This window comes from Streptomyces taklimakanensis (assembly GCF_009709575.1).
In the GTDB taxonomy this organism is placed as follows: domain Bacteria; phylum Actinomycetota; class Actinomycetes; order Streptomycetales; family Streptomycetaceae; genus Streptomyces; species Streptomyces taklimakanensis.
In genome coordinates, this window is record NZ_WIXO01000001.1 from 5,785,235 (window position 1) to 5,798,472 (window position 13,238).

Consider the following 13,238-nt stretch of genomic DNA (forward strand, 5'->3'; position numbering starts at 1 on the left):
GGTGGCTCACCCGGGGCTTTGGGCGTTCGCCTGGAAACACGTTCCGATCGGCTCTCCGAGAGGACTGTGATGTTTCCGCGTATGGTGAACGCTGCCGTATCGACCACCGCGGTGGTGGCCGCGGTGCTCGGCCTGTCCGCCACGGCCCCGGCCGAGCCCCCCGCCGCGCCGGCCGCGCGACCGTCGAGGCCGGTGACGCCCCCACCTGCCGGTCGGACGTGTCGGTCAACGCCCTTCCGGTCGTGGTCCTCGGCCCCGACACCATCGTCCGCTGACGATCGCCGGCCGGGGGCGTACTCCACACCGCGGGACGACAGGGCACATCGCCCCGTCCTTCGCGCACACGGTGTGCGTCGAGCCCGGCGACCCCATGCGTGGCGAGCTCGGGCGTGTCGCCGACTTCCACCCCGGTGTCCCCCCGGGCGGCCCGGCGGAGGGCCCCGACCTCGCGAGCCGGCCGCACGAGACCCGACTCACTCGTCCGGCCCGCGGACGGTGGCGATGTCGGCGAGACCGGAAACGGTCAGAACGGGAGTCAGCAGGGGAGGGGCGATGAGTTCGATCCGGTCGGCGTGCCGGAAGAAGACGCTCAGACCCGCGCTGTCGAGGTACTCGACGGCGGTGAGGTCGACGACGAGGGGCCCCGGTATGTCTTCCAAGGCGCCGGCGAGGGCGTCGGTGTTGCTCATGTCGATTTCGCCGACGACCGTGAGCAGCGCGGTCCCGTCCGCGCGGCGACCGGGGGTGAGCGTGAGGGGGGTGGTCATCAGGCGATCCTTGTCTGCATCTCGACGGTGGTGCCAGTCGGGCCGGAGTCGATGGTGACCTGCTGCATCATGGCTCGCATGAGAGCCACGCCGCGGCCTCGGTGGGGGTTGGCCTCCGGCCGGGGGGGCTTCCAACGACCGCTGTCGGCAACGGTGAGGCGCAGATTGTCGACGAGAGCTTCGGCGCGCAGGCGGACGGTGTCGCCGGGGGTGTGGCGGTGCCCGTGCCCGTGCTCGATGGCGTTGGCACACGCCTCGCCCGCGGCGACCAGGATGTTCTGCACGGTGTGGGGCGGTAGGTCGCACTGGTCGAGCCACCCCCGCAGGGTTCTGCGGACGGGCGCGAGTTGGGACGACTCGGCGGGGAAGGCCATCTCCAGCGGGGCGGGGTGGCGGTACAGCAGCAGAGCCACGTCGTCGTCGTAGCCGTCGACGGGAGCCAGACGGGTCATGACCTGGGTGGCGAGGTCGTCGACGGCGGTGTTCCGGCCTTCCTGGACGGCTTCGCTGGCCTGGTCGATGCCCGCGCTCAGCGGGCGGCGACGCCGCTCCACGAGCCCGTCGGTGTACAGCATCAGGGTGGCGCGCGCGGGCATGGTGCACTCGCCCTCCGGCCGGGGCCTGTCGGGGCGGACGGCCAGGGGGATGGAACGTCCGTCCTCGAGCAGCCGGGTGGTGCCGTCGGGGTGGGTGAGGATGCCCGGCGGGTGTCCCGCGCTGGAATAGGTCAGGTGTCCGGTCTCGGGGTCGAGGACGCCGCAGAAGACGGTGGTGCACATCGCACCGGGAACGCCGGCGGCGAAGCGGTCCAGGGCCATGAGGGTCCGGGCGGGGCCGGTGTTCTGCAGCAGCAGGGCCCGGCAGGCGCTGCGCAGTTGTCCCATCACGCTGGCCGCTTCCAGACCGCGGCCGACGCAGTCCCCGACGACTATGCCGATGCGCCCGTCGGGCAGGGCGATGATGTCGTACCAGTCGCCGCCGACCTCCAGGGGACGGGTGGCGGGCTCGTAGCGGACGGCGAAGCCGTCGGGCAGGTGGGAGGGGCCGAGTATGGCGCGCTGCAGCGCTATGGCGGTTTCGCGCTGCTGGTCGATCTGGTGGACGCGGGCCATTCCCTGGGCGAGGTGTCCGGCCAGCAGGGACAGCAGTAGTTGGTCCTCGTCGGAGAAGGGCCGGTTGTCCCCCAGCTCGATCCAGAGCGCCATCGGACCGTGGGGGTGTTCGACGGTGATGCCCGCGCCGGTGCGGCCGACGACCGGGGTGAGCGGGGGCTGCCCGTGCAGGGCGGTGAGCGCCTCGCGGCGGTCGGCCGACAGGTCCTGCCGGCCCGGCTCCGTGTCGTCGGCGATCAGGGAGGGTTCGTCACCGTGGTCGAAGACCGCGGCCAGGACGCTCCGGGCGCCCCACAGGCCCTTCAACTCGCCGAGGGCGGCGGTCAGGGCCCCGTGCAGGCTCGTCGCCTCCGACAGCCGCAGACTCAGCGCCGCCAGGGCGCTCTCGCGCTGGATGGCGTGGTGCTCGGCGGTGACGTCGCGGAAGGTGCCGACGGTCACGCGACGCCCGGTGTCGGGGTCCTGGGCCCGATTGAAGGTGGCGGTGACCCACAACCGGTGCCCGTCGCGGTGGGTGACGGGGATGGTGTAGCTGCCCTGCGGGTTGTCGAGCAGTTGGGCGAAGGCCTCGGCGACCTGCCGATGGGCGTCGGAGTCGGTGTCGGCGTCCGGCCACCACGGGTGGACCGGCTGGTAGGGCAGGCCCTCGGGACCGTAGCCGAGGATGTCCGCGAAGGCGGTGTTGATCTCGATGACGGCGCCGTCCTCGTCGCAGACGAAGAACGCCTCCTGCAGCGAGTTCACCAGCGCGGTGCGCCAGCGGGCGTGGTGGTTGCGCAGCCGCGCCAGCTCCACGTTGGCCCGTACCCGGGCCAGTAGCTCCGCGGCGGCGAACGGCTTGACCAGGTAGTCGTCGGCGCCGGCCCGCAGGCCCTCGATGGAGGCCTCCTGGCCGGCGCGGGCGGACAACAGCAGAACGGGCACGGACGCCGTGCGCGCGTCCCCGCGCAGCTCCGCCACCAGGGCCAGACCGTCCAGGCGGGGCATCATCACATCGCTGACGACCAGATCCGGCTCGTCCGCGCGGATGACGTCCAGGGCCTCCCGACCGTCGCTGACGGTGCTGACGTGATAGCCGGCGTCGCGCAGCAGCCGGGCGAGGTAGTCCCGCATGTCGGCGTTGTCGTCGGCGACCAGCACGCGCGCCGGGACGTGGTCGGCGGGGGACCTCGAGGGCGGTGCCGTGGCCTCCGCGGCGAGCGCGCCGGTGTCGTCCGCGGGCAGCCAGCGCAGGGCCTCCTGCACATACGGGTCGGCGGAGGAGGTGGCGTCGCGGGCCCCCGGGGACGACACGACGGCGTCGGCGGGGAGGTGGCCGGAGCCGAACGGCAGACGGATGGTGAAACGGGTGCCCTCGCCCTCGGTGCTGTCGGCGGTGATCGTCCCGCCGTGCAGCCCGACGAGTTCCTTGACCAGGGCCAGACCGATGCCGCTGCCCTCGTTCGAGCGCGAGCGGGTGTTCTCGATGCGGTGGAACCGCTCGAACAGCCTGGGCATCTCCGTCGCCGGCACGCCGACGCCGGTGTCGGCGACCGTGACCACCGCGTGGGATCCCTCGGCGCGCACGACGACGCCGATCGATCCGTCGAAGGTGAACTTCAACGCGTTGCTGAGCAGGTTGAGCATCACCTTCTCCCACATGGCGCGGTCGAGGTGGACGGGGGCGGGCAGCGGAGGGCAGTCCACCTCGAAGGACAGCCCGGCCCTGTCGATGGCGGAGCGGAAGACACTGGCCAGCTCGGCGGTGACGGCGGCCAGATCGACCGGCTCGTAGCTCGCCCGCATCCGTCCGGCCTCGATGCGGGAGAAATCGAGCAGCGTGTTGACCAGCTTGCTCAACCGCAGTCCGTTGCGGTGGATGGCCTCCAGCTCCTCCCGCGTCCGCTCGTCCGCCTCGGACAACCGGCCGCGCAACTCCTCCAACGGCCCCATGATCAGTGTGAGCGGGGTGCGGAACTCGTGGCTGATGTTGGAGAAGAAGGCGGTCTTGGCGCGGTCCAGCTCGGCCAGTTCCTCGGCCCGCTGCTGTTGGGCCTGGTAGCTGCGGGCACTCGCGACGCCCGCGGCGACGTGCCGGGCGGTCAGCTCGACGAACCCGCGGTAGTTGTCGTCCAGCGGCCGGTACCGGTTCAGCGCGGCCACCAGGAACCCGTAGGGCGTGCTGCCCTGTTGCAGCAGCGGCACCGCCAACGCCTGCACGGGCGGCTCCGGCCAGGCCCCGCACGGCAGGTCGACGAACGGCGGCCCGTCGAACGTCACCAGCGAGGTCTCCCCCCGGGCCAGGGCGGCCGTGGGCCACACCCCGCCGGGATCCTCGACCGGGACCTCCGCCGGGGCGGCCGGATGCCCGGTGGGGATCCCGGTCGCACCGGCCAACCGCGCGCGACCGTCGTCCTGGAACAGGTAGGTCAGGGTGAACGGGAGGTCCCGCGGGTTACGGTCGAGCTGCCGACCGGCGAAGGCCAGCATCTCCTGTTCGGTGCGGACCACACTGAGGTCGGAACCCAGGTCCCGCAGCGTGGCCATCCGCCGCTCGCCGATGGCCCGCTCGGTGTCCTCGGTGACCACGCACAACATGCCGACCACCTCGCCGGCGTCGTCCCGCAGGGGACTGTAGGAGAACGTGTGGTAGGTCTCCTCCGGGTATCCGGACCGCTCCAGGAAGAGCAACAGCGACTCGTCCCAGGTCGCCTCCCCGGTGGACAGCACGGTGTCGATCCGCGGGCCGATGTCGTCCCAGATCTCCGCCCACACCTCGCTCGCCGGCCGGCCCAACGCCCACGGGTACTTCCGACCCAGGGTGTCCCGCCGGTAGGCGGCGTTGCAGAAGAACGTCAGACGAGGACCCCACGCCATCCACATCGGGAACCGGGACGACAGCAGGATGCTCACCGCCGTCCGCAGGCTCTGCGGCCAATCGGCCGGCGGCCCCAGCGGGGTCGCCGCCCAGTCCACCGCGGCGAGATCCCGACCGACGTGTTCGCCGTCGACGGCGAACACGTCGGTTCCGGCCGCCGCCGGCGGCTCGTGCCCACCGTCTGCAGAACGTGTCACGCGACACCCTTCCGTTCACGTCGACCAACCCACGGGGCCACCGCTCACGCCGACCACGCCCGTGGCAGCCGGTCCGCGGCGCGCCCCGGCTGCCGCGGGGAGCCCCCCACCAGCCCGGCCGCCCGTCGGAGTTCGGTGACGTGATCCGTAGGATAAGACAGCCACACCCACCAGCGGGCGCGCGGGTTGGGACCGGGAGCAGGCGGGAGACGACAGTGACGAACGGCGCCCTCCACCGGGTCGCGGAGCCCTCCCCGGCCGACGAGCAGCGGCGGCTCGCCGCGGTACGCCGTTACCGTGTCCTGGACACCCCGCCCGAGGGCGCGTTCGACACCGTCACCTCGCTGGCCGCCCGCATCTTCGGCACACCGATGGCCGCGGTGGCGATCGTCGACGCCGACCGGGTGTGGTTCAAGGCCACGCACGGGCTGGGCGGGATCACCCAGATCGGTCGTGAGCCCGGTCTGTGCGCCTCGCCCTTCCTCCACGACGCCCCGTGCGTGGTGCCCGACGCCCTCGGCGACCCCCGTACGGCGGCCCACCCCCTGGTCCGCGGCGAGCCGGGCATACGGTTCCACGCGGCCGCGCCCATCACCACGGCCCGGGGCGAGTGCCTGGGAACGGTCAACGTGCTGGACACCCGGCCCCGCCAGGTCACGGACGATCAGATGGCCGCGCTCGTGGACCTGGCCTCACTGGTGATGGACGAACTGGAGGTGAGGCTGTCCGCCGTCCGTACCATCGCGGCCGAACGCGCCCAGCGCACCACGGCGGAGCGCCTGGCCCGCGCTCTGCAGCGAGCCCTGCTTCCGCCCGCCCTGCCGGCCGTGCCCGGCCTGGACACGGCCGCGGCGTACCACCCCGCCTCCGTGGACGAGGTGGGCGGCGACTTCTACGACCTGTTCCCCCTCGACGACGGCCGCTGGGCCTTCTTCCTCGGTGACGTGTGCGGCAAGGGGGCGGACGCCGCCTCCCTGACCTCGTTGACCCGCTACACCCTGCGGGCCGCCGCCATCTACGACCCCGATCCCTGCGCGGCCCTGGCCAACCTCGACACCGTCCTCAAGGGGGAGCACCAGGACGGCGCCCCCCGGTACTGCACCGCCGTGTTCGGAGTGCTCCAACCCGTGCCCGACGGCTCCTTCACCGTCTCCCTGGCCGGAGGCGGCCACCCCCCGGCCCTCGCGCTGCGCGCCGACGGCACCATCGAACTCGTCTCCACCACCGGCGGCCAACTGATCGGGATGCTGCCCCGACCCCGTTTCGTGCAGGCCACCACACGGCTCCTCCCCGGCGAGGCCCTGCTGCTCTACACCGACGGCCTCACCGAAGCCCGCACCCCCGACGGCACCATGCTGGGGGAGGACGGGCTGGTCCGCCGGTTGTCCGCCACCACCGTGCGGGAAGCCGACGGCCTGCTCGGCACCGTGGACAAGCTCCTCACCGACCTGGGCACCGGGGTCGGTGACGACACCGCGCTGCTCGCCCTGTCCGTTCCGTCCCACCGCATCGACCCGTCCGCACAGGAGAACCGGTGACCGACCGAGCCCTGACCGTCGACAGCCAGAACCACCCCTCCGGCGCCACCGTGCTGACGGTGGCCGGGGAACTCGACCACCACACCGCGCCACGCCTCGCCCGTTCCCTGGAGGAGACGACCTTCGACCGTTCCGTGGTGATCGACCTGTCGGAACTCGCCTACTGCGACTCCACCGGCATCACCGTGCTCATCACCGCCTACCACCGTGCCCGGGCGGCGGAATCCCGTCTCCTCCTCGCCGGGGTGAACCCCCACCTGCTGCGTGTCTTCCGCACCGTCGGCCTCGACCAGGTCTTCACCTTCCAACCCACCGTCGAACAGGCCCTCGACGCCCTGCGCTCCTGACCGGCCTCCGCGACCGCCGTGGGCGGCGGGACGGAACCGGCGGCCGCCCGGCCGGGACGGGCCGGGGGCACGGCCCGGTGGGAGCGTCCGGGGAGCGGCACGGCGGGGGCGTTCGTTCCGCCGGAGTGATCGACCGTTCGGCCGACGGCCGCGGGCGACGGTGGTGCCACGGCGCGCGCCGCGGGCATACGGTGGCCGAGGCCGGCACGTGCCCGACACGGCGAAGGGAGCGCACGCCATGGCGACCACACAGCGCATGGTGGTCATCGGAGCGAACGCGGCGGGCATGTCGGCCGCCTCCCAGGCGCGCAGGCTCAAACCGGTCGGGGAGTTGGAGATCGTCGTCCTCGAGCGGGGCGGCTACACCTCCTACTCCGCGTGCGGCATCCCCTACTGGGTGGGGGGCGATGTCGCGGGTGTCGACGACCTGATCGCGCGGACTCCCGAACAGCACCGCGAGCGGGACATCGATCTGCGGCTGTACACCGAGGTCACCGCCCTCGATCCGGACGGCCGGCGCGTCCGCGTCCGTGGGCGCGGCGATGGTGGGCCCCCCGGGGAGTGGCTGGGGTACGACCAGCTGGTCATCGCCACCGGTGCCCGCCCGCTACGTCCCGAACTGCCGGGCATCGACGCGCCGGGTGTGCACGGCGTGCAGACCATGGAGGACGGCCGGGCGCTGCTGGAGGCTCTGGAGAGGATCGAGGCGGCGCGTTCGGCGGGAACCCCGCGGCGCGCGGTGGTGATCGGTGCCGGTTACATCGGTGTGGAGATGGCCGAGGCGCTGATCCGTCGCGGACACGAGGTCACGGTGGTGGACCGGGCGGAGCAGCCGATGACGACGCTCGACCCGGACATGGGCCGTCTGGTGCGCGAAGCGATGTGCCGCATGGGCATCGAGACGGTCACCGGTGCCACCGTCACCGCCATCCGCACCGGCGAGGACGGCCGGGCGCGTGCGGTCGCCACCGAGGACACCGAGTACGAGGCCGACATCGTGGTGCTCGGACTCGGAGTGCGGCCCGAGACCGAACTCGCGCGGGAGGCGGGCCTGCCGCTGGGGGGCTCCGAAGGTCTGCTGACGGACCTGGCGATGCGCGTGCGGGGACGGGAGGACATCTGGGCGGGCGGTGACTGCGTCGAGGTCCTCGACCTCGTCTCGGGCCGCACCCGGCACGTCGCGCTGGGCACGCACGCGAACAAGCACGGCCAGGTCATCGGCACGAACATCGGCGGCGGTTACGCCACCTTCCCCGGGGTCGTCGGCACGGCGGTCAGCAAGGTCTGCGACCTGGAGATCGCCCGCACCGGCCTGTCGGAGGAGCAGGCGAGGGCCCTCGGGCTGCGGTTCACGACCGTGACGATCGAGTCGACCAGCCGTGCCGGCTACTACCCCGGTGCCGCGCCGATGCACGTGAAGATGCTCGCCGAGCGCCGCACCGGCCGCCTCCTGGGCGCGCAGATCGTCGGACGCGAGGGGGCGGGCAAACGCGTGGACGTGGCCGCGGTCGCGCTGTCCGCCGGGATGACGGTCGAGCAGATGACGGCCTTGGACCTGGGATACGCCCCGCCGTTCTCCCCCTTGTGGGACCCGGTGCTGGTGGCGGCCCGGAAGGCGGCCGCGGAGGTACGTCGGGCGGGCGCGCACTGACACCGTGGCCGTCCGGGCGTGCCCGGCGCCGGAGGGCCGTCGCCGCAGGAGGCGTTCGACCGTCCGGGACCGGGGGCCGAGGAGCGCCGTGCCCCGGGCGGCTCGGTGGGGGACGGGCCACCCGGCCCGTCCCTCACGGGGTCAGATCGGTCCTCGCCTCCCCGGTCTCCGGGTCGTAGGGGTACGAGAGGTGCTGGTGGACCATCACCCACTCGCCGTCCCTCCGCCGGAACACGCGCGTCCCGCGCGACCAGCTCTCGGTGGCCGTACCGTCCGGCGGACGCGCGGTCATGCGGTTGAGTCCCCAGGCGACCGCGACGTCTCCGTCGACCAGGACCGTCAGGTCCGGGACCTCCCAGCCGACGGAGCCGGACGACGCCGCCAGGCCGCGCCGGCAGACCTCACGGACACGCTCCACCCCGGTGTGCCGCAGGGGCGCGTCGTGCTCATAGGAGACGACGTCCTCGGCGATGTGGTCCATCAGCCCGTCCAGGTTCTTCGCCGCGGTGTCGACGGACCACTGCCGGTGGATCGAGCGCACCTGTCGCTCGGCCGCGGATGTCGCGCTCCCGTCGGGGGCGTCCGGGAACGAGTGGTGCTCGTGCGTCACGACCCAGCGGCCCCGTTCCCTGCGCAGCCCGAGGGTGAGCCGCAGGCGGTTCTCCGGACGCTCGGCGAACTCCCGGGGAGTTCCGCAGCGCAGCAGGGCGTGGGCGAAGGCCACGTCGCCGCCGACGGTGACGTCGAGGGAGTCGATCTCGAAGGAGGCTCCCCGCGCCTGCCAGGCGAAGAAGGGCGGCCACGTCTCGCGGTAGGCGTCGATGCCGCGGACTCCCTCGTAGGGCGGCGGTACGTCGAACATCACGATGTCCTCCGCGTGGTCCGCCAGGACGCCGTCCATGTCGCCCCGGTGCACCGCCGCGGCCCACCGCTCCACCAAGGTCCGGATCAGTTCCTCGTCGTCGGACATGGGTCCCGCTCCTCGCCGTCTCGTTCTCGGACGCTCTCTGTGGGATCGGACGCCGGCCGGCGCCGAAACTCATCGCCGGCGGCCGACACCGGGCGCGGTGGCCGGGCGGTCGACAGGCGGCGCTTTCGAGGAACGGCCGCTCCGGCTATTGACGCGTGGGTGCCGCTCCCCGTGAATGGAACCGCTCCCAAAGTCACCTCGTCCCACCGGAACCCAGGAGAAGTCGCCCTCATGCGCATACCGTCCTTACCCCGCCTCCGGGCGGACCGGAGGCCCTCGCCGGCTTTCCGCCCTCCCTCTCCGGGACGCGGGCGCCGCGGAACCCGGCAGTCGGCCGTCGCGCTCGTCGCCTGCCTGCTCGCCGCCGTGTCCCCCGTCACGGCACACGCCGAGCCCGAGGTTCCGGCGGGCGACCTCGTGTTCTACGAGGCGGAGGAGGGTGAACTCCGGGGCGTCACCGTGGGTTCGGCCGCGACCGGCTTCTCGGGCACCGGCTACGTGGAGGGCTTCGACGCGGCCGACGACCAGGTCACCATCACCATCCCCGACAGTCCCGGCGGACTGTTCGACCTGACGGTGCGCTACCGCGCGCCCTACGGGTCCAAGGTCACCTCGGTGCTGCTCAACGGCGAGGGAGCGGGCGACGTGCCGCTGACCGAGTCGAACGTCTTCACCACAGCCGACGCCGGCCGGGTCCTGCTCGACCCCGGCGAGAACACCGTCACCCTCCGCAACAACTGGGGCTGGTACGAGATCGACGCCATCGGCGTCAGCCCCACGCCGCCGCGCGGCCCGCACCGGGTCGGCGGCGTCCCGGTGAACCCGCGGGCGACACCCGAGGCGCGGTCCCTGCTGCGCTACCTCGCCGACAACTACGGTGAGTACACCCTCAGCGGTCAGCAGGACATGGGCTCGGTCGCCTGGGTCGAGGACACCGTGGGGCGCGCCCCGGCCATCGCGGGCCTGGACATGATGGACTACTCCCCGAGCCGGGTGGAGCGCGGCACCTCCTCCCGGGAGGTGGAGAACGCCCTGGCCTGGCACGAGCGCGGCGGCGTCAACGCGTTCGTCTGGCACTGGAACGCCCCCACCGGCCTGATCGACGAGCCGGGCGGCAAGGAGTGGTGGCGCGGCTTCTACACCGAAGCGACCACCTTCGACGTGGCCGCCGCCCTCGCCGACCCCGCCTCCGAGGAGTACCGGCTCCTGCTCCGGGACATCGACGCCATCGCCGCCCGGCTCGCCCGACTCCGGGACGCGAACGTTCCCGTCATCTGGCGTCCCCTGCACGAAGCCGAGGGCGGCTGGTTCTGGTGGGGGGCGAAGGGACCGGAGCCGGCGAAAGAGCTGTACCGGCTGATGTACGACCGCATGGTCGACCACCACGGCCTGCACAACCTGCTGTGGGTGTGGAACTCCCTGGACCCGGCCTGGTACCCGGGCGACGACGTGGTCGACATCGTCAGCGCCGACACCTACCCGCCCGCCGGTGACCACAGCCCTCAGAGCGGGGCGTACGAACGGTTGGTGGAGCTGGTGGACGACACCAAGCCGGTCGCCCTCAGCGAGAACGGCCCCATCCCGGACCCCGACCTGATGCGCGCCTACCAGGTGGACTGGAGCTACTTCACCACCTGGAGCGGCGACTTCGTCAGCGACGGAGTCACCAACTCGCGGGACCACCTGAACCACGTCTACCACCACCGGGACGTCGTCACCCTGGACGAGTTGGGCGACTTCACCCGCCACGGGGGCTGCACGGCCGTTTGGGAGGTCATCGGCGACTGGGACGACGGCCGTCTGGTCCGCGTCACCGTCACCAACGACGGCGACGAGCCCCTGTCCGGCTGGCGGGTGGGCGCCAACCGCGCGGCCGGCGCACAGCTCGACGACCACTGGAACGCCCGGCTGGAGACGACGGGGACCGGTTGGTCGGCCGAGAGCCTGGGCTGGAACGCCGACCTGAGGCCCGGCCAGGAGACCTCCTTCTACCTCAACTGGAGCACCGCCGAACCATCGGCGCTGTCACCGTCACCGAGCTGCCAGGCCGGCTGATCCCTTCCGGGAGGGGTGGGAGGGCTTCGCCTGCCCCTCCCACCCCGCCCGGCCCGGCCGAGGCGGAGGCGTGTCACGACTCCAGGACGAGGGGACGGGACGCGGGCGTGATCATCAGCAGACCGCGGTCCAGGCGCAGTTGCAGCGGCCCGGGCCGCTGGAGGAGGGCGCGGCGGAGACGGTCGGGAACGTAGTCCATGGTGGCCAACCGCTCGGCGTAGTGGAGGAAGCGGTGGCAGCCCACGGCGTCCAGGTCGGAGTGGCGCGCGGCGTGTACGACCTCGGACAGGCGGAGCCCGTCGCGGGTGTCCGCCTGGATGACGTCCACGGCCCGGAGGTGCCGCGGGCGGATCCGGTCGGGGAAGAAGCGCTCGGCGAAGTGCCGGTAGAGGACGTACTCCGAAGCCCCCGTCCACTTGCCGGCGTCGGAGGTGGCCAGGAAGGCCTGCCACAGGGACGTTCCGTGCGCGTGGCGCGCCCGTTCGGCCAGATCGTCGAGGATCGTGCGGTCGAACACCATGTGGTGCTGCATACCGCTGTAGGCGTCGACCGGTTGCCAGCCGGGAACCAGCCGCGAGGCGGCCTCCAGGGCCGTGTGGCGGTTCGGGAGCCGATGCTCGCGGGTGCCCAATCGCCAGGAGAGCGGGTATCCGTACGGCACCAGCGAACGCCTCAGCGCGTCGACGAACACCGTGTCCCGCAGAAGGACGAAATCGGCGTCGACGACCAGGACGTGCTCGGGGGCGTCGGCGGGGAGGAGGTCGAAGCACCGCAGCTTGACCAGCTGCTGGAAGTACCAGGAGGCGTTGGACGGATCCCTGCCGGACGCGCGCAGGAACCCGTGGATGTCCCGGACGCCGGGCACGCACCGGAGTTCGTCCGTCCAGGCGATCCGCGTCCCCGGAACGGTGTCGGGTACGGTCGGCCTGCTCCGGGAGACGATCCGCAGGGTGGCGATGGGGTTCCGGCAGTGGGCCAGGAGGCCTTCCACGCAGGCCCCAAGCCCCGGCAGGTCCTTCTCCGCTGCCAGGATCAGGACGTCGAGTGAAGGAAGACGACCGTCCGCTTGCATGGCGAGAGCTCTCTCGGAAGTGCGGGACCAAGGGGTGGGACCAAGCGCACCTCGCCCGCGGGGCCGGTGGGACGGGCGCGGCGCGGGGGAGCGCGGGCCCGGTCGAGTGTCGCACGAACCGTCCGCGGCTGTCAGTCGGTGCGGTCCCGGTGCCTGCCGGGGGTGTCGACAGGCGGTTCGCCAAGACGCCCGGCGGCAGGTCCCACTTCGTGGACCCGCTCGCGGACCTGACGTTCCGTACGAACCCGAGGTTCCCCGCGGCCTTCGAAAAGGCACCGCGCGTGCCCCGCCGGGCCGACCCGGAACGGATCGCCGACACCCTCCGTGCCGGGCGGCACCCGGACGACCGGCGGGCGTTCCTGGAGGGGAAGCCGGGCGCGGACCCGGACATCGCGGCGCGCGTCATCGCGAACAGTGCCGCCTTCGGACCGCTCTTCCCCCTGCTGCCCCGGATTGACGCGCCCGTCCTGCCCGGCCGGGGCGGTCTCATCGACGATGTCGCCTTGGCGGCCGCGGAGCGGCTGCCGCCTCCCGGTTCGACCCGCGACCTGCCGGGGGTGTCACACGACATCCATCGCAGCGCCTTCACCGCCTTCGGGAACCGAGTCGAGGAAGTCCCACGGAGGCGGGAACCGACGCCGCGGTGAGCGCGGCGAGCGGTGGGAGCGAGCG

At 72.6% G+C, this 13,238-nt stretch carries 9 protein-coding genes and 1 pseudogene; 5 read left to right on the forward strand and 5 right to left on the reverse strand.

What is annotated here, in order from left to right; all coding sequences use genetic code 11:
• Positions 1-473 precede the first annotated feature (473 nt).
• A complete protein-coding gene (locus F0L17_RS25375) occupies positions 474-767 on the reverse strand; it encodes an STAS domain-containing protein (RefSeq protein WP_155072857.1) in 294 nt (97 codons plus the stop codon).
• The gene (locus F0L17_RS25380) at positions 767-4,933 is read right to left on the reverse strand and encodes a SpoIIE family protein phosphatase (RefSeq protein WP_162466685.1); all 4,167 of its coding nucleotides are present in this window, start codon (positions 4,931-4,933) and stop codon (positions 767-769) included. The genes F0L17_RS25375 and F0L17_RS25380 overlap by 1 nt, the downstream gene beginning before the upstream one ends.
• A 215-nt stretch (positions 4,934-5,148) precedes the next feature.
• Here F0L17_RS25380 and F0L17_RS25385 point away from each other — a divergent pair, with 215 nt between their 5' ends.
• The 3 genes from F0L17_RS25385 to F0L17_RS25395 all read left to right on the forward strand — a co-directional run bounded on the left by F0L17_RS25385 (position 5,149) and on the right by F0L17_RS25395 (position 8,469).
• Complete coding sequence (locus F0L17_RS25385) at positions 5,149-6,471, forward strand: SpoIIE family protein phosphatase (RefSeq protein ID WP_162466686.1); 1,323 nt, start codon at positions 5,149-5,151, stop codon at positions 6,469-6,471.
• Entirely contained in the window at positions 6,468-6,818 is a 351-nt protein-coding gene (locus F0L17_RS25390; RefSeq protein WP_162466687.1) for an anti-sigma factor antagonist, read from the forward strand. The genes F0L17_RS25385 and F0L17_RS25390 overlap by 4 nt, the downstream gene beginning before the upstream one ends.
• Positions 6,819-7,056: 238 nt before the next feature.
• Entirely contained in the window at positions 7,057-8,469 is a 1,413-nt protein-coding gene (locus tag F0L17_RS25395; protein WP_155072858.1) for an FAD-dependent oxidoreductase, read from the forward strand.
• Positions 8,470-8,602: 133 nt separating this feature from the next.
• Here F0L17_RS25395 and F0L17_RS28400 read toward each other — a convergent pair whose 3' ends face one another.
• Together F0L17_RS28400 and F0L17_RS28405 are read right to left on the reverse strand one after the other, a co-directional pair.
• On the reverse strand, positions 8,603-9,010 hold the full coding sequence (locus F0L17_RS28400) for a YybH family protein (protein ID WP_338018289.1): 408 nt from the start codon (positions 9,008-9,010) through the stop codon (positions 8,603-8,605).
• Positions 9,011-9,049: 39 nt separating this feature from the next.
• Positions 9,050-9,439: pseudogene (locus F0L17_RS28405) on the reverse strand (YybH family protein); the annotation flags it as partial.
• Positions 9,440-9,805: 366 nt separating this feature from the next.
• On the opposite strand from F0L17_RS28405, the gene F0L17_RS25405 reads away from it, so the two are divergent.
• The gene (locus F0L17_RS25405; RefSeq protein WP_338018219.1) at positions 9,806-11,494 is read left to right on the forward strand and encodes a glycosyl hydrolase; all 1,689 of its coding nucleotides are present in this window, start codon (positions 9,806-9,808) and stop codon (positions 11,492-11,494) included.
• Positions 11,495-11,567: 73 nt separating this feature from the next.
• Here F0L17_RS25405 and F0L17_RS25410 read toward each other — a convergent pair whose 3' ends face one another.
• A complete protein-coding gene (locus F0L17_RS25410) occupies positions 11,568-12,566 on the reverse strand; it encodes a DUF6492 family protein (RefSeq protein WP_155072861.1) in 999 nt (332 codons plus the stop codon).
• 149 nt (positions 12,567-12,715) lie between these two features.
• Here F0L17_RS25410 and F0L17_RS25415 point away from each other — a divergent pair, with 149 nt between their 5' ends.
• A complete protein-coding gene (locus tag F0L17_RS25415) occupies positions 12,716-13,213 on the forward strand; it encodes a hypothetical protein (protein WP_155072862.1) in 498 nt (165 codons plus the stop codon).
• Positions 13,214-13,238 lie beyond the last annotated feature (25 nt).